General features: G+C 40.2%; 18 protein-coding genes. 7 read left to right on the top strand and 11 right to left on the bottom strand.

All coding sequences use genetic code 11. The features are described from left to right. Positions 1-16: 16 nt before the first annotated feature. A complete protein-coding gene (locus NU887_RS14050) occupies positions 17-892 on the top strand; it encodes an AraC family transcriptional regulator (protein WP_258424013.1) in 876 nt (291 codons plus the stop codon). Between the two features lie 50 nt (positions 893-942). Here the strand turns inward: NU887_RS14050 and NU887_RS14045 are convergent, their stop codons facing one another. From NU887_RS14045 to NU887_RS14030, 4 genes are all read right to left on the bottom strand, one after another. Beyond that, on the bottom strand, positions 943-3531 hold the full coding sequence (locus tag NU887_RS14045; RefSeq protein WP_258424012.1) for a M14 family zinc carboxypeptidase: 2589 nt from the start codon (positions 3529-3531) through the stop codon (positions 943-945). A gap of 459 nt (positions 3532-3990) precedes the next feature. Then, complete coding sequence (glmS, locus tag NU887_RS14040) at positions 3991-5832, bottom strand: glutamine--fructose-6-phosphate transaminase (isomerizing) (protein ID WP_258424011.1); 1842 nt, start codon at positions 5830-5832, stop codon at positions 3991-3993. Positions 5833-5953: 121 nt separating this feature from the next. Then, positions 5954-7297 (bottom strand): DUF4270 domain-containing protein, encoded by a 1344-nt coding sequence (locus NU887_RS14035; protein WP_258424010.1) that lies wholly within the window; start codon positions 7295-7297, stop codon positions 5954-5956. Beyond that, positions 7281-8090 carry a glycogen/starch synthase gene (locus NU887_RS14030; RefSeq protein ID WP_113926273.1) on the bottom strand — a complete coding sequence of 270 codons (810 nt, stop codon included), beginning with the start codon at positions 8088-8090 and terminating at the stop codon, positions 7281-7283. The genes NU887_RS14035 and NU887_RS14030 overlap by 17 nt, the downstream gene beginning before the upstream one ends. A gap of 125 nt (positions 8091-8215) precedes the next feature. Here NU887_RS14030 and panC point away from each other — a divergent pair, with 125 nt between their 5' ends. The 6 genes from panC (at position 8216) to NU887_RS14000 (ending at position 13469) form a co-directional block, all read left to right on the top strand. Continuing rightward, entirely contained in the window at positions 8216-9064 is an 849-nt protein-coding gene (panC, locus tag NU887_RS14025; protein WP_258424009.1) for a pantoate--beta-alanine ligase, read from the top strand. 21 nt (positions 9065-9085) lie between these two features. Next, positions 9086-9433, top strand: coding sequence for an aspartate 1-decarboxylase (gene panD / locus NU887_RS14020; RefSeq protein ID WP_113926275.1), 348 nt, complete (start codon positions 9086-9088; stop codon positions 9431-9433). A gap of 2 nt (positions 9434-9435) precedes the next feature. Continuing rightward, entirely contained in the window at positions 9436-10437 is a 1002-nt protein-coding gene (locus NU887_RS14015) for a lysylphosphatidylglycerol synthase transmembrane domain-containing protein (RefSeq protein WP_258424008.1), read from the top strand. A 32-nt stretch (positions 10438-10469) separates the two neighbouring features. Next, positions 10470-11156 carry a zinc metallopeptidase gene (locus NU887_RS14010; protein ID WP_258424007.1) on the top strand — a complete coding sequence of 229 codons (687 nt, stop codon included), beginning with the start codon at positions 10470-10472 and terminating at the stop codon, positions 11154-11156. A gap of 104 nt (positions 11157-11260) precedes the next feature. Continuing rightward, complete coding sequence (locus NU887_RS14005; RefSeq protein ID WP_258424006.1) at positions 11261-12400, top strand: acyl-CoA dehydrogenase; 1140 nt, start codon at positions 11261-11263, stop codon at positions 12398-12400. Between the two features lie 139 nt (positions 12401-12539). Continuing rightward, positions 12540-13469 (top strand): AraC family transcriptional regulator, encoded by a 930-nt coding sequence (locus NU887_RS14000; protein WP_258424005.1) that lies wholly within the window; start codon positions 12540-12542, stop codon positions 13467-13469. 78 nt (positions 13470-13547) lie between these two features. Here NU887_RS14000 and NU887_RS13995 read toward each other — a convergent pair whose 3' ends face one another. The 7 genes from NU887_RS13995 to NU887_RS13965 form a co-directional block, all read right to left on the bottom strand. After that, positions 13548-15953 (bottom strand): TonB-dependent receptor, encoded by a 2406-nt coding sequence (locus tag NU887_RS13995; protein WP_258424004.1) that lies wholly within the window; start codon positions 15951-15953, stop codon positions 13548-13550. 81 nt (positions 15954-16034) lie between these two features. Further along, positions 16035-16748 (bottom strand): fatty acid desaturase, encoded by a 714-nt coding sequence (locus NU887_RS13990; protein WP_258424003.1) that lies wholly within the window; start codon positions 16746-16748, stop codon positions 16035-16037. A 24-nt stretch (positions 16749-16772) separates the two neighbouring features. After that, positions 16773-17618: a 4-hydroxy-3-methylbut-2-enyl diphosphate reductase gene (locus NU887_RS13985; protein ID WP_258424002.1), complete on the bottom strand. Its 846-nt coding sequence runs from the start codon at positions 17616-17618 to the stop codon at positions 16773-16775. A 93-nt stretch (positions 17619-17711) separates the two neighbouring features. After that, a complete protein-coding gene (locus NU887_RS13980; RefSeq protein ID WP_258424001.1) occupies positions 17712-18554 on the bottom strand; it encodes a phytoene/squalene synthase family protein in 843 nt (280 codons plus the stop codon). A gap of 24 nt (positions 18555-18578) precedes the next feature. Beyond that, positions 18579-20063, bottom strand: coding sequence for a phytoene desaturase family protein (locus NU887_RS13975; protein ID WP_258424000.1), 1485 nt, complete (start codon positions 20061-20063; stop codon positions 18579-18581). Beyond that, the gene (locus NU887_RS13970) at positions 20063-20575 is read right to left on the bottom strand and encodes an RNA polymerase sigma factor (protein ID WP_258423999.1); all 513 of its coding nucleotides are present in this window, start codon (positions 20573-20575) and stop codon (positions 20063-20065) included. The genes NU887_RS13975 and NU887_RS13970 overlap by 1 nt, the downstream gene beginning before the upstream one ends. A gap of 215 nt (positions 20576-20790) precedes the next feature. Continuing rightward, positions 20791-21687, bottom strand: a complete 897-nt coding sequence (locus tag NU887_RS13965; protein WP_258423998.1) for a MerR family transcriptional regulator — start codon at positions 21685-21687, stop codon at positions 20791-20793. Positions 21688-21693 lie beyond the last annotated feature (6 nt).

Raw genomic sequence — 21693 nt, 5'->3', positions numbered from 1 at the left:
GCATAATTGACTAATCATGAAACAGGCACTTCAAAAATCCAGGATCCCTGAGGACAAAGCATTTGTGGCAAAAGCGCTTGTTGCCCCCAATTTTGACAAGCATTGGCACTTTCACAATGAGTACCAGTTGTTCTTAGTTTTAGAGGGTAAAGGGACAAGGTTTATTGGTGATCAAATGAAGCCTTTCAAGGAGTTTGATTTGGTTTTTACAGGACCAAACCTTCCGCATCTGTGGAGGAATGATCCGCAGTACTTTGACAAAGACAGCGGCCTCATGACAAAGGGGATTGTGGTGTACTTTGGGAAAGATTTTTTGGGAAATGCCATTTATGACAAGGAGGAATTTGAAGCGATCAAGACTTTGCTCCAAAAATCAGAAAGGGGATTGGAGATTACAGGGAAGACCAATGAGTTGCTTCGTGGTCAATTGGAAAAACTGCTTGATTCAAAAGGGATTGACAGTATCCTGAAATTGCTGGAAATACTGAAAGTTTTGTCAGAGTCTTCCGACTGTCATCCCATTACGCAGGCCGGCTACATCAATACCAACAAAGAATCCGAAAAAGACAGGATGAGTAAAGTCTATGAATATGTTATGGAGAATTTCCGCCAAAAAATCCTGTTGGAGGAAGTGGCATCCTTGGCGAATATGACGGAAAGTGCCTTCAGCCGGTACTTTTCTTCGAGGATGAACAAGTCTTTTTCGGAGTTTCTTGCAGATGTCAGGATCGGGCATGCCTGCAAACTGCTACATGAAATGGATGCCAACATCAGCGAAATCTGTTATGAAAGCGGTTTCAATACCCTTTCCAATTTTAACAGACAGTTCAAGGAAAGGATTGGGGTGACGCCGTTGGTTTACAAAAAGGATTATTTCAAGACCCTAGAATAGGAATAACCCTCCAAGGGTTTTCAAGGCTTGGAGGGTTAATTGGAAAAAGATCAATCCGCAGTCCCGCCTTCTATCACTTGACCAAAGAATATGGCATTGAGGAAAAGCTTGTTGGTTCCGTACCAAATCGCCCTGAAATTGGGGTTGTCCACCATACCGATGACACGTCCCCGGCCGAGGCGCTTGACTTGAATGGCGCTGCTGTTTCTGACCAACTCGAGGTTTTCAGGATGGACATAACCACTTGCCAAAGGCTTGTCGGTATAGACCATGGGATTGGAGTAAGGATTTTTTCCAGGTTCAAGGAATTGGTTACTGTTTCGGAAAGTGAAAAGATCCCCCTTGCCGTAGCCATACCCTATGGGATGTGTAATGTCAAGTTTTACATTGAAAATCGTCCCGCTTGTCATCCTTGCACCGGTATTTTTGGTGTAGTCTTCATAAGGTTGGGCGGCCATTTTTTCTTCCTCTTTGGGTTCTTTTTTGAAGGTAAATGAAACCAGTTCATTGCTGTTGAGCCAAGTCATGGCATTGCCTCTCGCGATCAGGGTATTTCCGGCACTTGCCCAGGATTTGATTTCTTCGGCTTCGGATTTTCCCCAACTTGAATAATTGCCATTCGGCATGATAAGGACATTGTACCTACTCATGTCGGTATTTCGTAGTCTTTCTACAGGTAAGAGGGTTATTGGCATATCAAACCTTTGGTCCAAGAGGTGCCACATTTCTCCGGCTTCTCCGCTTGCGACACCTGTTCCTACCAAGACAGCGACTTCTGGTTTTTTCAACACATCAATGCTTGGAGATCCGATATTGACACCCGAAGTATATCCGGTATTGATGCCGTAGACAGTGATTCCCGTTTCGGCAGCAAGGGAAGCTAAAGAGGAGTGAAGTTTGGTGGCAGCATCTTCTTCAGCATCTCTTTGTGTGCTGACTAGAATACTTCCTCTTTTCAGGACCTTTCCGTCAGCAAGGGTGATGGGTTCATGCGTCAGACGAACCAAATATCCTTCATCCATCAACTTGTAAGCAGCCTTTGGCGCATAATAGTCCGCCCATTCAAAGGCGTAGGCATAGGCGTTTTTTTCACCGATCAGGGTTCCGGCTTTTTTGCCAAAACCTTCTTCGAGAAGTGTGACGTCTGCAAGATTCATGATTTTGCTGCTCAATGCGGTGTAGTCAAGGTTGAAGGACATCGGCAAGGTCCAAGCCGAGACGTCATAAAAAAGGCTATCCTGAAAAGTATTTCGAGTTTCAAAAATCGCCTTGATCAACTTGTATTGCGGTTGGTCTAGCGGGACGATATAGGCTTTTTCTTTCTCAAAAGAGACACCGTTGACAGTGATGTTTTGGTTGAGGGAGTAGACATCGATCTGATGCTGTTGGATCATTTCAGCCAGGTGAAAACCACGTGCGGCATCTGCGGTATCACCAAAGATATATGCCTTGTTGGTGTCCACGGCAGATTCTTTCAAGGATTCAGCATAGAAATCCTGCATGAACTTGTTGATTTCTCCCCGCATGTTTTTGGCTGCCTCAAAGGAACTCACGCTCGTTCTGAACTGATTTCTGATGGTAAAAGCAAAAGGCAAAGGACCATAGATGCTTTCCTGCAAATGACCTCTTGAGGAAGCCTGCTCAAACAAAATGCCTATTGAACCTTGGATATCAGGATAAGTAGATCCATAGCCAAAATAATACTCATCAAAACTTTCTCTGGAATGGTAAAGAGAACCTAAATCATCCATGGCCTTGGCATGGTATTGGGCGATTTTCTCCGTCAGTTCCATATTTTTCTTTGGAGTCAGTGGATGGTCCCGACTTGGGATTCCCGGCTGAAAAAAGAAAGTATTGTTGGTTCCCATTTCGTGGTAATCAAGGTAAATATTGGGCAGCCATTCCTGAAATTTAGCAACCCTGTTTTGTGATTCGGGATGCTGTACAAGCAGCCAATCCCTGTTGAGGTCAAACCAATAATGGTTTCCCCTTCCGCCCGGCCAAGCTTCGCTGTGTTCGCGGTTTGCAGGATCGCCGTTGAGGTTGTAAGACCTGTGGGTATTGACCCAAGAGGCGTATCGGTTGCTTCCGTCAGGATTCAGTGCAGGATCTATCAGGATGATGATGTTTTTTAAGTCTTGTTCTATCTCATTTGCTGCAGCAAAATGGTAGGCCGCCAAAATCGAGGAATTGATAGCGCTTGCCTCATTGCCATGGACCGAATATCCCGCGGCCATGACCAAGGGCATTTTATCAAAATCAATCTTGGCATTGGGGTCACGGAGTTGCTGTCTGTCGGATTTGATTTTATCGATGTTGGCGAGGTTTTCGGGAGAGGTGATCGTCAACATGATTTGGGGCCGCTTTTCATAGGTATATCCGATGATTTCGAACTTTACCCGGGGCGAACTTGCTGCCAATTTTTCAAAATACCGGATTACCTGATCGTACCCTGCATTCCATTCGCCCACTTCAAACCCCAAAATGTCTTTTGGCTTGGGGATTTTTTCATTGTAAGTAAATCCGGAAGGAAGGTAATATTGAAGGGAGATGTCTGCGGTTCCTGCAGGACTTTTTTGCCCAAAAACAGAGAGTGTGGACATCAGAAAAAACAGGAAAAGACTTTGTATTTTTTTCATGGGAAGGTGGTTTTGAAGGCGGAAAGGAAAATAAGGAAGAAAATTTATTTTTTGCCAATTCGTTCACAAAATGCAATGCTTCCTAATTTCTTCAAATACCCTTCATGTAAAAGCTTAAATTGAAAGATGCAATGGTATTTTTTAATTCACGCAGAGACTCAAAAACGCAGAGGAAAAAGCATATTTACCATAAAGGAACAAAAAGGAACAAAGATCGGGCTTTTGTTTTCTTTGCTTCTTTGTGGTTCAATAAATAATGATCTACTAATATCACTGGGAATAGTTAAAATCTTCATTGAGACGTAATTCTTCAAAAAGGAATCTTGTTGGTGACCAAAAACAAAAACTGCCCTTCGGAATTACCTAAGGGCAGTTATGATTTGTATTGATTTTTTTACCAAAATCTAAAGCGGTAATCTGAACCCACCTTTCGCCTCTTACCAGTTACCTTTAACCCCTTTATTCCACTGTCACTGACTTCGCCAGATTCCTTGGCTGATCGACATTGCAACCTCTCATGACTGCGATGTGGTAGGAGAGTTGCTGCAAGGGAACCACTGCAATCAAAGGAACAAAGGCTTCTTCTGTTTCAGGAATTTCGATCACATGGTCTGCTAATCCTCTGACAGTGGTATCCCCCTCTGTGACTACGGCAATGATCTTACCTTTTCGGGCTTTTACCTCCTGAATGTTGCTGACGACTTTTTCATAAGAGCTGTCTTTGGTAGCGATGAAGACTACCGGCATTTCCTGATCAATCAAAGCAATTGGACCGTGTTTCATTTCTGCTGCAGGATAACCTTCTGCATGGATGTAAGAAATTTCTTTGAGCTTCAATGCCCCTTCCAATGCTACCGGGAAGTTGTATCCCCTTCCTAAGTAAAGGAAGTTGCGAGAATCTTTGTATTCTGCTGCAATGGCTTTGACCTTTGAATCAAGTTTAAGCGCTCTTTCTACTTTGGAAGGAATTGTTGCCAATTCATTCAATAGGTGCATGTACCGCGTTTCTGACAAAGTTCCTCTTTGATATCCCAATTTCAAGGCCATCATCGTCAGAACAGAAATCTGTGCTGTAAAAGCTTTGGTGGAAGCTACTCCGATTTCAGGACCTGCGTGGGTATACGATCCGGCGTGTGTTGCTCTCGGGATTGAAGATCCTACGACATTACACACTCCGAAGATGGTGGCGCCTTTGGATTTAGCCAATTCGATGGCAGCCAAAGTATCGGCTGTTTCCCCGGATTGGGAAATGGCGATGACAAAATCTTTTTCTGAAATGACTGGGTTTCTGTACCTGAATTCGGAAGCATATTCCACTTCTACAGGAATTCTTGCAAATTCTTCAAAAAGGTATTCAGCTACCAAGCCGGCATGCCAAGAAGTTCCACAGGCAGTGATGATGATTCTATCTGCGTTTTGGAATTTATTCATATAATCCCTCAAGCCACCAAGAACCAGCCTGCCGTTTTTGGCATCCAATCTTCCACGCATACAATCTGCGATAGATCTTGGTTGCTCGTTAATTTCTTTCAACATGAAATGCTCATAGCCTCCTTTTTCGATGGCCTCAAGTTCCATTTCAAGTTGATTGATATAAGGATTGGTCTCTACGTTCTCGATGGTTTTGATCTGAAGTTTGTTGTCACGGATGACTGCAATTTCATAATCATCAAGGTAGACCACCTGATTGGTATATTCTATAATTGGTGTTGCATCTGAAGCTAAGAAGTACTCATCTTCTCCGACCCCGATAACAAGGGGAGAGCCTTTTCTCGCTGCAATGAGGGTGTCCGGCTCTTCAATGTTCATGATGACGATGGCATAAGCACCGACGACTTTATGCAAAGCCAACCTTACTGCTTCCTCGAGGCTGATGTAATTGTTAGCATAGATGTCTTCAATGAATTTGATAAAAACCTCAGAGTCTGTTTCACTTTGGAATTTGTAACCCTTGTTGATCAGGTCGGTTTTGAGGACATCATAATTTTCAATGATTCCGTTATGGATCATTGCAAATTTTTCATTGGAGGAATAATGAGGATGTGCATTGACATCATTGGGTTCACCGTGTGTCGCCCAACGGGTATGACCAATTCCTATTTTGGAGTTCAAATCCCTGAAACTTTCAAGATGATTTTCCAGTTCTGAAACTTTCCCTTTTTTCTTGTAAATGCTGAGGCCGTCTTGCCCGAGTAAAGCCACACCGGCACTATCATAACCCCGGTATTCTAATCTCTTAAGTCCTTTGATGATGATTGGTAAGGCTTCTTTTTGCCCTACATAAGCTACGATTCCACACATATATAAAAATTTAACAGCCCAAATGTAAACTTTTTAGAATTATCGCAAAAATTATGGTCTAAAAAATACCCTTCTTTAAAATAAAACAATTTTTATCTCCACTTCTTTAAAATATGTCATTCTACAAAGATCTGCTTCTTGAATAGAATATTTTCATTTTAATCGTATTCTGGTCAATGACATAATCTTTCAGAGATTGGATAAAATTTCTGTCCTGCGTGGAGACAGCGGGATATAAAAGAAAGTCTCTTCTTGGCATTTTCTTTCTATACAAAGCATTCACGTGGGAAGTGATGAATTGCCTATAAAATTTTTCGTTGTTAATAAAAGCTAACAAAGCCGGTTGGTCAGAATAAATAGGTTCTGAGGTTACCGGATCTACCTGAACTCTTCCTTCAGGCTGTACAGCCATAGGAAGTCCATCTGTTCGGAATAAAACTTCATTGGTTTCATTGGTAAAAAACATTATATGAAACTGAGGAGGCAATCTATCAGCTGAAAAATTGACTACTGGACCCATTTCCAAGGTTACCTGATTGAAATTGGCATTTTCCAAAGTGTCTAAAAACTCATCCAATGGGCTCATGTCCAATTTGATATACATCCCAAATGTCGATTTTCCGCCGGCATACTGACCCAAATCATAAGATGTGGTCGGTTCGGTGACGACCTCAATTGGCGTCCCTGTAGGGTCATTGATAACTTGGCTGAAATGCCTGGCTAAATTGAAATTTATGCCTGTTGCAATTGGATAGGCTCTTGAGACTGTGTCCCCTTCATTTTTGAAATAGAAAATAAAACCAGTATTATTTCCTATCACGGTACTAAAACCAACGTTTTCACCCTCCTCTGCTTTGAAGGCGAGGCCTGGTAAAAACTCACGAAAAGAGAAAATGTCCTGAAAATACCTGCCATCTTTTAATTCATCAAAAATTTCCTGAGTCAGTGCGTTGTCGATTTTGGTAGACACTATTGTATCCTGTCTGTCTGTAAAATCAAATGTAGCACTAAAAGAAGGAGTAGGCTCATAGGCTACGCTACTGAAATTATAATAGTCCACATCGCGAATCTGCTCAGTAAGAAGATGGACATTGATGGTTTTGGGATTGATGGTATCTGCGGTAAGTACTTCCCGCATATTGAATAAAAACCTGACCGAATCAAGGATTGCATTTTCTTTAGGTCTGGCAATATCTCTATTGAAAAAAAGTCGTGTGTATCCTATACTTTCTGTTTTACCAAAAAAATCGCTTTCCTCATTTCCATAGACCAACACACCGCTATTGGTGGTACTCAAGGAATCTTGAAGTACAACAGAAGCAGATAGGGATATTTCTTGGTAGAATACCCCTATCTGGTTGTTTTCAGGATCCAGCTCCAAACCTATATTGGAAGGATCCTCACAGGAAGTTGCAATGGTAAGAACAATGAATAATATCGCTGACAGTTTAGCCGGCCAAGTCATTATAGATGTTGTAATAACTTTCAAAAAGTTTCTCTTCTTCGTTGTTAATCTCACACTGTTTTTCTTTAGAGCACTCCTCGATGAGTTTGCTGAGGTTTTCGGATATGTCTTCACTTTTGATGACTACGTCGGCATATTCCATTCCAATTTTGAGGAAGCCTTCGTAATCTTTTGACTTTAGAGGTGCCAAGATAGCATCATCGATGTCTACCATTTTGACTTTCTCAAACAAATCGTCGCCAAATTTATGGGTAAATCCGGTATTGTAAATAGCAAAAACCGATTTTGTGTCCTTAAAGAGAGGCTCGTTTTTGTAGGTGGTTTTGAGATACATGGGGATCAGACTTGTCATCCAATCATTGCAATGTACCACATCAGGAGCCCAGCCTAATTTTTTTACTGTTTCAATGACACCTTTGCAAAAGAAAATAGCCCTTTCGTCATTGTCTTCATAGAATTTTTCATGCTTATCATGAAACACACTCTTTCTTTGGAAGTAGTCTTCATTGTCGATGAAGTAAACCTGAAGCTTGGCATTTGGAATGGAAGCAACCTTGATGATCAAAGGTTTCTCTTCTTCTCCTACGGCAATGTTGATCCCTGACAGCCTCACTACTTCATGCAATCTATTCTTTCTTTCATTGATGAGCCCAAATCTCGGCACAAGAATACGGATTTCCATCCCCATTTCCTGCATCGCCTGGGGCAGTGCCCTGACGAAATTTGCCACCTCAGAAGTCTGTAAAAACGGATTGATTTCACTTGCAACGTAGAGAATACGGAGTTTGGACATACCTTGTTGTGTTTAGATGAGTGATAATAAACGCACAAATATACAAAAAAAAGCGGTAAATCCATTGTATTTCTAAGGAATAACATAGTTTTGCCTCTATTTTACATTCGCAAAGTACAACAATAGTGTATATCCTTGGGACCAAAGAAGAGGTAAATAATAACCTTCAAATTCTCCGAAATAACAATAAAACCATTGGTTTGGTGCCTACAATGGGTGCTTTGCACCAAGGTCATTTGGAATTAGTCAAAATCGCAAAACAATATTCTGACATTGTAGTAGTGTCCATTTTCATTAATCCCACCCAATTCAACAACCAGGAGGACTTTGAAAAATATCCAAAAACTTTGGATAAAGACTTGGAACTGTTGGATAAATCCGGGGTAGATTACCTTTTTCTGCCAGAAACCATGGAGATTTATCCCTCAAAGCCTATGCTCTCCATAGATTTTGGACATTTGGATAAAATTTTGGAAGGTTCCTTCCGGCCTGGTCATTTCAATGGCGTTGGAATCGTCGTTTCCAAACTGTTAAATATTGTTAAACCTCATACTGCCTACTTCGGTCAGAAGGATTTGCAGCAAGTCGCTATCATAAAAAGACTGGTTCAGGACCTTTCTTTTGATGTTGAAATCCAAGTCGTCGCCACAGTAAGAGAAAAAGATGGAGTGGCATTGTCTTCCCGCAACCTCAGATTGGATTCGGACTCGAGACAGGCAGCCCGAATTATCTCAAAGGCATTATTTTTTGCAAAATCAGAACTTTTAGATGGCAGACCTTGGTTAAGCATCCGGAAAAAGATCAACCAGATGTTTGAATCCGAGCCAAAAGCCAAATTGGAATATTTCGAATTGGTAACTTCTGATTCTTTTTACGTATTAGAGGGTATCGGAGAAGAGAAAAATGTGTCAATCTGTACCGCGGCTTACTTCGGTGACGTCAGGTTGATCGACAACATTTCCATATTTGATTAAATTCGCGCAAAATTTTCCCACATGCACATTCAGGTTTTAAAATCTAAAATCCACAGGGTAAAAATTACCCAGGCAGAATTACATTATGTCGGTAGCATTACCATAGATGAAGACATCTTGGACGCTGCCAATATGATAGAGAATGAAAAAGTAGCTATCGTCAACATCAACAACGGCGAAAGACTCGAAACTTATATCATCAAAGGAGAAAGAGGAAGCGGCATGGTTTGTCTCAATGGTCCCGCTGCGAGAAAAGCGCAGGTTGGCGATATCGTCATCATTATTTCCTATGCTTCTATGGATTTTGAGGAAGCTAAAAAACACAAACCGGTCATCGTATTTCCTGATGAGCACAATAAACTGATTTAAAAGTGAAATTAAACCTCAAGCAATGGGTCCAGGTGGCATTGTCTATGATAGTAGCTATCTGGATTTTTTGGTTTTTGTATAAGGATATCAGCTTTGAAAGTCTTAGGAAGTCTGTTTCAGAAACTTCTTTCCTTTTGTTGATGAGCTCTATTTTTGTTTCTCTCATTGGATTTTGGCTTCGAGCTTGGCGATGGACCTTACTACTCGATGCGGAAGAGCCTTATAAAACGCCATCCATCAGGGCATTTTGGGCATTGATGGTCGGTTATCTGACCAATTTGCTTGTGCCTAGAGCCGGGGAATTGGCCCGCTGTGGGGTTTTGGCAAAAACCGATGGCTTACAAATGGGCAAATTATTTGGGACGGTAATCCTCGAAAGAACAGTCGACCTTCTTTTTCTCGTTTTCACCATCTTCCTGGCATTTGTCATTGAAAGAAACCTGTTTCTTGAGCTTTTTTCGGAACTTGTTTCTGTGGAAGCTTTGGTAGAAAAAGTAACCCAATACCTTCCTCTTCTAATCGGAGGCTTATTGGTAATGGCCATATTCTTTTATTTTGCTTTTCTGAAATACAGAGAAAGTAATATTTTTAAAAAATTAAGGCACTTTACCCGCGATTTGGTCAAAGGCATCATCAGCATCAGGCAAGTCCGCAACCAATCCGGGTTTTGGGGAAGCTCATTTGCAATCTGGATGATTTATTATGTTACCTTGGTTTTGGTAGCTTGGGCCATTCCTTCTACTGCCAACTTGTCACTAAGCTCGCTGCTTATGGTGATGGTGATGGGAAGTATTGGCATGGTTGCACCTGTTCAGGGGGGTATCGGGACCTTTCACGCATTGGTGGCCTTTATTTTGATGGCATATGGACTAAGTGAGGAAGAAGGTAAAATATTCGCAGTGATCGTCCATAGCAGTCAGGTTTTGACTGTGTTAATCTTGGGACTTGTTTCGCTAGGGTTTATCCTAAAAATAACTTCCAAAAAAGTATCCAAAACTTTCTAATTTCGTAAACACAAAGCAAAAAATAAAAAACTATGATTATTCTAATTGTCGTTGTCTTCGCAGTGCTTGGATTTGTAGTCAGCTCAAAGCTGAAAAGCAAATTCAAAAAGTATTCACAGACTCCTTTGATGGCAAATCTTTCAGGAAAAGAAATTGCCGAATTGATGTTGGCAGATAATAATATCCATGATGTCAAGGTGGTGTCTGTGGAAGGTCAGCTCACTGACCACTATAATCCGATGAACAAAACTGTCAACCTCAGCCCGGATGTGTTCTATGGAAGAAACGCCGCCGCGGCTGCTGTGTCCGCCCACGAATGTGGTCACGCTGTGCAGCATGCACGATCTTACGCTTGGCTCAACCTCCGTTCAGCTATGGTTCCTGTTCAAAATATCAGTGGGAAAATATTGAATATTGTCCTGATTGCTTCCTTATTAGGTGGAGCGTTTATGGGGCTTCCTTATGAAATAATAGGATACATTGTCGTAGGTTCTTATGGTGTCATGACTCTTTTCACCTTGGTTACTCTTCCTGTGGAATTTGATGCGAGCAACAGGGCATTGGCTTGGGTAAAACAAAGAAACATTGTGACTCCTTCCGAGTTTGAAATGTCTAAAGATGCTTTGAAATGGGCAGCTATGACTTATGTAGTAGCCGCACTTGCGGCATTGGCTACTTTGGCCTATTATGTCTTTATTTTCTTTGGCAACAGAGATTAAGGAAACTTAAATTGGTTAAATGAGTTTACTTTAAGGGGCAAGAAATTGTCCCTTATTTTTTTTTCTTATATATTCCAAGCGAAATAATTAACCCAAATATTCTTATGAATTTCGAATACACAGAAGAACATGTAGCAGTCCGTGATGCAGCAAGGGAGTTTGCTCATTCGGAACTTTTGGCAGGTGTAATTGACAGAGACACAGAAGGAAAGTTTCCAAAAGAACAGGTGAAAAAAATGGGGGAACTGGGATTTATGGGCATGATGGTAGATCCCAAATACAACGGGGGAGGAATGGACACCATCTCGTATGTGTTGGCGATGGAAGAAATTTCCAAGATCGATGCCTCAGCCTCGGTCTGTATGTCGGTTAACAATTCCCTGGTATGTTGGGGTTTGGAAAAGTATGGATCTGAGGAACAAAAAGAAAAGTATTTAAAACGGTTGGCTTCCGGGGAAATAATCGGGGCTTTTTGCCTTTCTGAACCAGAGGCGGGGTCTGATGCCACTTCACAAAAGACTTCGGCTGAATTGGCAGCTGACCACTACGTCCTAAATGGAACTAAAAACTGGATTACAAACGGGAGTTCCGCCTCTGTTTATCTTGTGATTGCACAGACTGACGCTTCCAAAGGGCATAAAGGAATTTCTGTATTTATTGTAGAAAAAGGACAAGAAGGATTTGTAATTGGAAAAAAAGAAGATAAATTGGGCATTCGAGGCTCTGACACCCATTCCTTGATGTTTTCTGATGTTAAGGTTCCCATTTCCAACAGGATTGGAGATGAAGGCTTTGGTTTTACATTCGCCATGGAAACGCTTAATGGAGGTAGGATCGGAATTGCAGCCCAGGCTTTGGGAATTGCCTCAGGGGCATATGAATTGGCCCTTGCTTATTCCAAAGAAAGAAAGGCATTTGGAAAACCAATCAGTCAGCACCAGGCCATACAATTTAAATTGGCAGATATGGCTACGCAGATTGAAGCTGCTAGACTTCTTGTCCTCAAAGCAGCTTGGTTGAAGGATGAAGGAAAGGATTATTCTTTTGCCAGTGCAATGGCAAAATTGTATGCTTCAGAAGTGGCGATGAATGTTACCATCGAAGCAGTTCAAGTACATGGAGGATATGGATATGTTAAAGAGTATCATGTGGAGAGATTGATGCGCGACGCAAAAATTACACAGATTTATGAAGGAACGAGCGAAATTCAAAAAATAGTCATATCAAGAAGTATAATAAGATAATCAAATTTTAATTGGAAAAAAAGGTATAAAATCTATTTTTTATACCTTTTTTCTTTTTTTATCAAAAAAATATTGAATAATCACCTTGCTTTTAGAAAATTGTTATAGTTTTACGGCATAACCTATAATAACTGTTTTCATGGAATATTACAATAAAGTAATCGAATCTGTCGGGGTTAGGTTTCTGAAGGGCAACAATTTCAAAATTGAAAAGCCTATTACAGTTTTGGATTACAGTGATACCGAAAATACCATTTTACTGCTTCATCAAGGATCGCTCAAGTTTTCTGAAGAAATGGAATTGGTAAATGAAGGTGAAATTCTTTTTATACCTGCAGGAAGAAAGACAAATATTTCCTTTGGTCAGCAAGGGAAAAAAACTGAAACCAATATTGAGGGATTTCTTGACAACAAAAGGAAATACCTTCAGACAATCTCTTTCAAAGAAATCAAAAGCGTAGAGGAGGATTGTGTTACAATCCTGAATTTTGAAGCGAAGGTTTTTGATGTTGTCAATTTCTTTCACTCTTTGGGTATTCCACCCTTCGTCATTAGGTTCAATGATCGGATTGCTACAATAGTAGAAGATATCATCAAAGAATCGGAGCAAAATACACCCGGAAAAGAAAGGGTGGTCAAATTATACACTGAACTATTGGTAATTGAAATTGTACGCCATGTTCTCAAAAACAGGTTGTTTGTGGAAGAACTTTCGACAAATAGCACCTACTTTAAAGATCCAAGGCTTATCGACTTGTTCAATTATATCAAAAAGAATATCGGTGGAGACCTTTCTAACAAAGTATTGGCAAAGGTTGCCAATGTATCCGAAGATTATGTGGGTCAGTATTTCAAGATGTTGACAGGTATCAATCCACAGGATTATATCGAATACCAAAGAATGGAAGCTGCCGTCGAATTGCTGAGAACTTCCAAAAAGAGCATTCGGGATATCGGTAAGGATGTTGGCTACAAAGACACTGCTTATTTCTGTAGAAGATTTAAAATGATGTATGGCTTGCCAGCAGGAAAAATGAGAAGACGAGAATCATTAATAAACGTACAGTAAACCCAATCAATTTGACTAAAAAAACCGTCCCTCTGAGTTAGGGACGGTTTTTTCATTTATGGACAAAAATTAATTTTTTTAGAATTCCACGATTATCCCAATTGTTGGAAGTATAGTTCCTGCAGGATTATCAATAAACCTCATCTGGTATCTGCTTGGATCGTTAGGATCGATTTTGATACTGCCGTCTGACTCTCTAACCGGGATCAATACGGGAGGTTGTTGGGCTTGGAAATTGAAAGCATTTTGTACATCGAAATACCAGTTCAAGTTCCATTTATTAAAGAAATATCTCTTGTCAATCCTGAAATCCAGTTGATTGAAAGCTGACAATCTCTGGGAATTGATTTGATTAAAATCCAAAACAGCCCTACCTGTAAGGTCCCATACTTCTCTCAATGATGAAGTTTCCACATCTACCGGAGTAAAAGGCAATCCACCCAGATATCTCCATCTTGCCCCAACTTCCCAGTTTTTCTTGAACCTTCTGCCGGCGGTTAAGCTGACTATGACCCTGTTGTCCCAAGCGGAGGGAACAAATCCTTCAGTATTTGGATTTGTAAATTCACTCCTCACTAAAGTGACAGCAGCTATCCCATAGAAATTGTTAAACAATCTCTGCTGTGCCAAAAACTCCAAACCATAAGCGCGGCCTTCAGAATCAGAAGTTACAGGTTCATTACCAATTACTCCGAAATCCGCCCCAAGATTTGCTAGAGATATACCGTTTCTGATCGAGGAAGGATAGTTGGCGTAGAGTTTATAAAATCCTTCAACACTGAATCTTCTGCTTTTCTCAGGGATTACTCTTTCGATTCCGGTGATGAAATGGGTAGACCTGATGAATTTGATGTCGTTTATCTGGTTCAGGAGTTCTCCCTCACTGTTTCTGTATCCTAGAGCTGTATAAGGTGGCTTTTGGTAGTAAATCCCGACATTGGCTGTCCAAAACAGTTGTGGTTTGATTTGGTAAGAAACCGACGCTCTTGGACTCAATTGATTCAAGGGATTTTGAGCAGTTTTGCCAAAGTCGCTTCCATCCATTCTCAATCCGGCAGTAACTAGCAAGCGTTCATTGTTAAAATACTTGCTTCCTGATACAAATGCCCCGTAGCTGTTGAAAAATGCTTTTGCTTCCACATTGATCACTTCTCCTTCAGTCGCTAAAGTACTTCTGTCAAATTCGCTGATGAAGTACCTGGCATACTCATAATTCACACCATATTTAAGATTGAATCCATTGCTGAAAATAGAATTTTCTGCCCTGAACTTATTTTCACTTTCTTGAGAAGTATAGTCAAACAAAAGATTTTCGGGAGTACTGTCGTCATTTTGTGCATATTTGAATGACCGATTGTTCAGCATGTTTCGACTCAAAATAAATGTCCAAAAGCCGTTTTCTCTAAATCTTTTCAGTTTTAAACCCGTGGCATAATTCCATTGGGTGGATACAGGGAGATTTTGCAAAGTATAAAGCCTTTCTTCCCTTTCTTCTTCTGTTTCATCTTCAGGAACATCAAAATTCAATGCAAAATCATCAATGGCTCCCACTCCAATAAATGTCAATTCAGTTTTTGCATTGAGTTTTGTCGTAGTTTTCAACTGAAAATCATTGAAAGTAGGCAAGAACGGAAGCTGGAGCTGTCTGAAAAGAAATTGAAGATAGGATCTTCTTGCAGAAAGGATATAAGTTGTTTTTTCCCCAATAGGACCTTCATTGGATAGGGTCAACTCACTCGCTCCCAATGTAAGTTGGGTGAACATTTTGTCTTTTCTTCCTTCTTTCAGTTGGAATTCAAAGAAAGAACTGAGGGAGTTCATTCTGTCTGCTGGAAATCCGCCGGTGATGACGTCTACATTCTTGATGAGGTTGACATTCAGGATTCCGACAGGACCTCCAGAAGAGCCCTGGGTAGAAAAGTGGTTGATAACCGGAACCTCAATTTCATCGATAAAGAACTTATTTTCGTTTGGGGCTCCGCCACGAATAATGATATCGTTTCTAAAACTTGCTGTGCTTGCCACTCCGGGGAGAGACTGGATTACCCTGCTGATATCCCTGTTTCCGCCAGGATACCTTTCGATTTCATTGGTATTAAGTCTTCTCACTGAAATGGGAGTCTCATCCGAACGGGTAAATTCAGCATCTACCGTCACCTCTGTCAGTTCAGAGGCTTCCTCTTTGAGGTCAAAATCAAGCCTTACCGCTCTGGCTAAAGTCACTTGAATTTCAAAAAATGTCTTTGCTCTGTATCCTATAAAACTCGCCCTGATATTATATAATCCGGCAGGTAAATCTGATAAGATATAATTTCCTTCTTCATCTGTCACTGTACCGAAATCAGTTCCCAAAACAACCACATTTGCAAAGGGAATCCCTTCGTTATTGACTGGGTTAAAAACTCGGCCTCTGACTTCCCCACCTTGGGCAAATAAATCTGAAAGCGTAAATGAAAGTAAGATAATTGTAAATAATAGTCTCATATGCTGGTATTAGTTTCAAAGTACTAATCTGTTTTTAGTCAAGATTGTTCAAATAATTTTAAAAAATTGATAAATGTTAAATTAACCCCCTTTTTCGAGATCTTCTTTTATCTTCCAAAGTCTCCACCACGGTGTTCCTGGAGAATCATGGTGCTCATAGTGGTAACCAAAAAAGTAACAGGATAGGAAAGCCCAAAAGTGGTTTTTTGATTGGCTTTTTGAATGATGCTTGTTGTCGGATTCTCCCATATGGGGCAGAAATGTTCCAAAATAAAAAAGTTGTAGGGTAGAAAGTACTGCAGGCATCATCCAAAATACCACCAGATTTTCCGTGGGAAGAAAAAGTTTTAAAACATTGAAAGTCACTGCCATCAAAAGTATCTGCCAGACAGATACATATTGTCTTATAAAACTCAAATACCAGATCAGGAATTTGCCGGAAGGATGATAGTCGGGATCTTTGTCCGTAGCTACGAACCGATGGTGTTCATGGTGTTTTGGAAATAGTCTCCAATAAAAATTATAGGAAAAAAGAATTGCGGAAATCCAGCCAATGCTATGATTTAGTTTTTTATTATCAGCCACGATCCCGTGCATTGCGTCATGGGCGGTAATAAAAAGTCCTGTATATAAGTGGGTTTGAATCAGTATGCCCAGATAAACCAATGGATTTGACCATGAAATATCCAAACTCAGGAGAAAATACAAGGAGATAAACCAAAAGGAAATAATGCATACCGCGATGATGACACCTGTATTCCCAATCAAATTTGATGATTTTTCTTTGTAATTCACGCGGTAAATTTAGGAAAGAAAGGCTTAAAAAGTTTCTATTCTCTCTTTTACTTGTTCCATGAGCCACATTGGGGTGGAAGTAGCTCCACATATTCCCACAGTTTCATTTTCGGTAAACCAATAAATATCTACTTGGTCGGGATTTGATACAAAGTAAGTATTGGGGTTTTTCTCCCTGCAAACATTGTAAAGGACTTTTCCATTAGATGATTTGGTTCCACTGACGAAAATAATCCTGTCGAATTTCTCAGCAAATATCCTTAATTCTTTGTCTCTGTTAGAAACCTGCCTGCAAATGGTGTCATTTGTATTTACCTCTATGCCGCTTTCTTTGAAAGCTTCGTTTATTTTATAAAAATTGTCTGTGCTTTTTGTAGTCTGACTGTATAAGGTCAGGTTTTTCGGTAACGACGGTAGATCAAGTTCATTGATATCCTGAAAAACCACTGCCTTGTTGTTGGTCTGCCCAAGAAGTCCTATGACTTCAGCATGGCCATGTTTGCCGTAGATATAGATCGTTTCGTCTTTGTCAAATGAGTTTTTGATGCGATTTTGAAGTTTCAGCACTACTGGACAGCTAGCATCGATCAATGTAAGGTTGTTGTTGATCGCAAGTTCATATGTAGAAGGTGGTTCACCATGCGCCCTTATCAATACCTTTTCATTAAAAAGAATTTTCAATTCATCATGATCTATGATTTTGAGTCCTTTTTTTGTCAGTCTATTTACTTCCTCATCATTGTGCACAATATCCCCCAAACAATATAAATAACCTTGTTCTTCAAGAACCTCCTCCGCCATTTCAATGGCATAGACGACTCCAAAACAAAAGCCTGAATGTTGGTCGATTTGTACTTTCAAGTTCATCATAGGTAAGTAACTTAGGACTTGGTAAATTGTTTTTAAGCTTTTATCCTCTTGAATCTATTGACTTGTTTTTTGCTTATATTAGATTAACTGAGATCAGTTGAAACCAAGTTTTGTTCCAAAGTAAGTGCTCAGCAACAGGGACAATTTTCTGCTGTTTGGAATCCTGATTCTCTCCTGGGTTATAGTCTCGGGAGGTAAGCTTTTGATTTTGTCGAACAGTTTTTGATAATAAAGATAAGCAACCTTTACTCCCATTTTGGCCCCTTTTGGCAATCTCCTGATACCGTCCAATGCCTCATCAAAATCTTTCTGAATATCCTCTTCAATAAGTTGTTTGGTCGATTTATCAAAAGAATTAAAGTCCACCCCAGGAAAATACACCCTTCCTCTTTCTTCAAAATCACTTTTGATGTCACGAAGGAAATTGACTTTTTGAAAAGCTGCACCCAGCTTACAGGCAGGTGATTTGAGGCTTTCATACATGCTGTTGTCTCCTTCACAAAAGACCTTCAGGCACATCAAACCAACTACTTCTGCTGAACCATAAATGTATTCATGGTACTTTGAATCATTGTAAGTTTTAAAGTCCAAGTCCATTTCCATACTCCTCAGGAAAGCTTCAATCAATTCTTTATCGATCTTATATTCATTTACAATTAATTGGAATGCATGCAATACGGGGTTTAGGCTTATTCTTTCATCGATTGCCTCGTAAGCATCACTTTTGAACCTGTCAAGGAGGGCTTTTTTGTCTTTGTCGTGAAATGTATCCACGATTTCATCAGCATACCGGACAAATCCATATACCGCATAAATAGGTAAATGAAATTTTTTATCCAATGTTTTGATACCCAATGTAAAGCTAGTGCTGTATCGTTGGGTAATCAATTTGCTGCATTCAAAAGTAGTTTTGTCAAAAAGGCTCCTCGCATTCATACCTATAATATAGCAATTAATTTACTAATTGTTTTCTTTGATAACTTCTTTTGCGACTACATGGCCCGAAATCAAACTTGGAGGGACTCCAGGTCCTGGAACAGTAAGCTGTCCTGTATAGTACATGTTTTTGACTTTTTTATTTTTTAGAGAAGGTTTCAAAATTGCAGTCTGGAATAGGGTGTTTGCCAGTCCATAAGCATTTCCTTTGAATGCATGGTAGTCTGATTTGAAATCACTATGCGCATATGAACGCTTGAAAATGACATGGCTCCGAATCTCCTGTCCTGTCAGCTTTTCAAGTCTGTCCATGACCATGTGGTAATATTTTTCCCTTACTTCCTCTCCATCTTCCAAGTCTGGTGCAAGTGGAATCAATATCACTAAGTTTTCCTGTCCCTTCGGTGCTACACTTGGATCTGTTTTGGAAGCAGCGGAAAGGTAAAAAAGTGGTTTTTCTGGCCATCTAGGATGAGTATAAATGGCGTCCGCATGCGGGCCCATTTGTTCGTCAAAAAAGAGGCAGTGATGAGTGACGTTTTCGATTTTCTTGTCCACGCCAAGGTAGAAGAGTAAGCTTGATGGTGCCATGACACGCTTATCCCAATAACCTTCATTATAGTTTCTATATTCTGGAGCCAACAAAACATTCTCCACATGATGATAATCTGCACCAGCTACCAGAATATCTGTTTCGATCTTTTCACCATTTTTCAAAACCACATTGCGGGCTATGCCATTGGTGACATTGATATGGTCTACCTCAGCGCCCAACCGGAATTTCACGCCTTTTTCTTCGGCCAAGCTGATCATGCCCTCCACTATTTTGAACATGCCTCCCATAGGATACCAAGTGCCCAAAGCAATGTCTGCATAATTCATCAGGCTGTAGAGTGCAGGAATATTGTCTGCAGTTCCTCCTAGAAAAAGAACCGGGAATTCCATTAATCTGATGATTTTCTCATGTTTGAAAAACTTTCTGACATGTTTGGACATTGACTGAAACACATCCATCCGAACTACATCTATCAGTAATTTGGGGTTGGTAAACTCGGTCAGATACCTGCTCGGTTTATAGACCAAATCCTCAATCCCCACTTTGTACTTGTATGCCGCCTGCTTCAGGAATTCATCCAGTTTTGGTCCCACACCCGGTTCCAATGACTCTAATAAGCCTTTGAATTCTTCCAGGTTTGCAGGGATTTCCATGAAATCGTTTTCCCCGAAGACGACGGTGTAGGATGGGCTGAGGCGCTTCAGATCATAATAATCAGAGACCTTTTTTCCAAAATATCCGAAGTAAGTTTCAAAGACATCCGGCATCCAATACCAGCTGGGACCCATATCAAAAACAAAACCCTCGGATTCGAACTGTCTCGCTCTTCCCCCGGGGGTATTATTTTTTTCTAAAATTGTCACTTGGTATCCGGCATTTGCCAGGTGTGTGGCAGCGGACAATCCGGCAAAACCCGAACCAATCACCACCACATTTTTCTTGTTTTTTGACATTAATTTCTATGTTTGTACATATGCAAGTCATCTTTTAGTAGTTTCCTCGCAATATGTATTCTGTTTTTAACTGTCCCGATCGGGATCTCCAATTTGTCTGCAATCTCATGGTATTTGAAACCTCTGAAGTGCATCATAAATGGTGTCTTATAGACATCTTCTAGGTTTCCGATTGCAACTTGGATGTCATCCATCGCGAAGTCTCCATAAGCTCCGTTCTCGACAAGAACATCACCTGAATTAAGATAATGCAAATTATCTGTTGTGTCAACAAAGGTACCTCTTCTTACCATTCTTTGGTAATTGGTAATGAAGGTATTCTTCATAATCGTGTAAAGCCATGCCTTGAGATTTGTTCCTTCTGTGAATTTATCCTTGTTGGTAAAAGCCTTTACCATGGTATCCTGCAGAAGATCGTTGGCATCATCTGTGTCCCTGGTCAACTTTAACGCAAAAGGCTTTAAAGAACTGGAAAGCTTCTGTAGCGAGTAACTGAATTCTAGAGTCGTCATGGCTTTTTATTTTTTGTTTAATCAAAGGTATAAAAACTTAAACAAATGTCAAGTATTTTGTCTAATAAAAAATAAAAAAGTTTAAACAAAAATTAAATGTAAATTTTCAAAAACCCCCATTATAACTATTAGTGGTATTTTATGAGTATAAAGGCAAAAAAAAAGGGGAGAATGGTAATTCTCTCCTTGTTTAATATTTTGTAAAATAAATGAAACTATTTTTCTTGAAGTGCCAAATCCATTTCCTCCATAAACTCTTTTAACTGTTTGGCATAATGCATCGCTCTGACATTTTTGGGGAAATCAAGGTCTTGACCGACTATTTGATAGCCCGACAAAATGATTTCCGAATTTTTAAACCTTTCTGAAATGCTGTAAATGTAATCCTGAACTTCTTCGCTGTTTGGTGAAGTGGTGATGACGGTCATCAAAAACTCAGGTTGATGAAGTCTATATACGATTTGAAGATCTTCATCAGGGGTATTTTGACCCAAATAAATCAATTTATGCCCTTTTAATTTGACAAGGTAGGCCGCAAAAAGTATTGATATTTCATGCCATTCACCTTCAGGCAAATACAGCAAAAACTTTTTGCCTCCTCCTTTATAGATTTGGCCATCTATAGCGACGATAAGTTTCTGCCGGATCAGGTTACTCATAAAGTGCTCTTGTGCAGGATTGATGGCACCTGTCTGCCATAACACTCCGATCTTTGACATAAAGGGATAGATAATATTGAGCATGGTTTGCTCAAAACCTATTTTCAAAATGTTTGTAGAAAGCACTTTTTCAAATCTCTCCTCATCCATCTCGATCATGCATAAGGTTAGAGCGTGGATTTGATCATCATGGGTAAGGGTTTTTTCAGTGAGTTTGACAACTTCCTCCCTCATTTCAGCTTCCGACATGTTGGCAATTTTGCTGATTTTATATCCGTTGTCATTTAACAAAGCCACATTGAGAATCAATTTGAGACTTGCATCATCATAAAACCTGATGTTGGTATCTGTCCGCATGGGCTGTAACAAATTGTAACGCTGTTCCCAAATACGCAAAGTGTGGGCTTTGATGCCCGACAGTTGTTCCAGATCTTTTATTGAATAAGTACTCACAGTTTT

The organism is Aquiflexum gelatinilyticum, assembly GCF_024741135.1.
Classification (GTDB): Bacteria; Bacteroidota; Bacteroidia; order Cytophagales; family Cyclobacteriaceae; genus Cognataquiflexum; species Cognataquiflexum gelatinilyticum.
The sequence above is the reverse complement of the archived record's forward strand: the minus strand, read 5'-3'. Positions and strand labels throughout refer to the sequence as shown.

Bases quoted from the DNA above. Each gene is read 5' to 3' on its own strand.
- NU887_RS14050 (WP_258424013.1), top strand. From the start codon at position 17: ATGAAACAGGCACTTCAAAAATCCAGGATCCCTGAGGACAAAGCATTT.
- NU887_RS14045 (WP_258424012.1), bottom strand. From the start codon at position 3,531: ATGAAAAAAATACAAAGTCTTTTCCTGTTTTTTCTGATGTCCACACTC.
- glmS (WP_258424011.1), bottom strand. From the start codon at position 5,832: ATGTGTGGAATCGTAGCTTATGTAGGGCAAAAAGAAGCCTTACCAATC.
- NU887_RS14035 (WP_258424010.1), bottom strand. From the start codon at position 7,297: ATGACTTGGCCGGCTAAACTGTCAGCGATATTATTCATTGTTCTTACC.
- NU887_RS14030 (WP_113926273.1), bottom strand. From the start codon at position 8,090: ATGTCCAAACTCCGTATTCTCTACGTTGCAAGTGAAATCAATCCGTTT.
- panD (WP_113926275.1), top strand. From the start codon at position 9,086: ATGCACATTCAGGTTTTAAAATCTAAAATCCACAGGGTAAAAATTACC.
- NU887_RS14010 (WP_258424007.1), top strand. From the start codon at position 10,470: ATGATTATTCTAATTGTCGTTGTCTTCGCAGTGCTTGGATTTGTAGTC.
- NU887_RS14005 (WP_258424006.1), top strand. From the start codon at position 11,261: ATGAATTTCGAATACACAGAAGAACATGTAGCAGTCCGTGATGCAGCA.
- NU887_RS14000 (WP_258424005.1), top strand. From the start codon at position 12,540: ATGGAATATTACAATAAAGTAATCGAATCTGTCGGGGTTAGGTTTCTG.
- NU887_RS13995 (WP_258424004.1), bottom strand. From the start codon at position 15,953: ATGAGACTATTATTTACAATTATCTTACTTTCATTTACGCTTTCAGAT.
- NU887_RS13985 (WP_258424002.1), bottom strand. From the start codon at position 17,618: ATGATGAACTTGAAAGTACAAATCGACCAACATTCAGGCTTTTGTTTT.
- NU887_RS13980 (WP_258424001.1), bottom strand. From the start codon at position 18,554: ATGAATGCGAGGAGCCTTTTTGACAAAACTACTTTTGAATGCAGCAAA.
- NU887_RS13975 (WP_258424000.1), bottom strand. From the start codon at position 20,063: ATGTCAAAAAACAAGAAAAATGTGGTGGTGATTGGTTCGGGTTTTGCC.
- NU887_RS13970 (WP_258423999.1), bottom strand. From the start codon at position 20,575: ATGACGACTCTAGAATTCAGTTACTCGCTACAGAAGCTTTCCAGTTCT.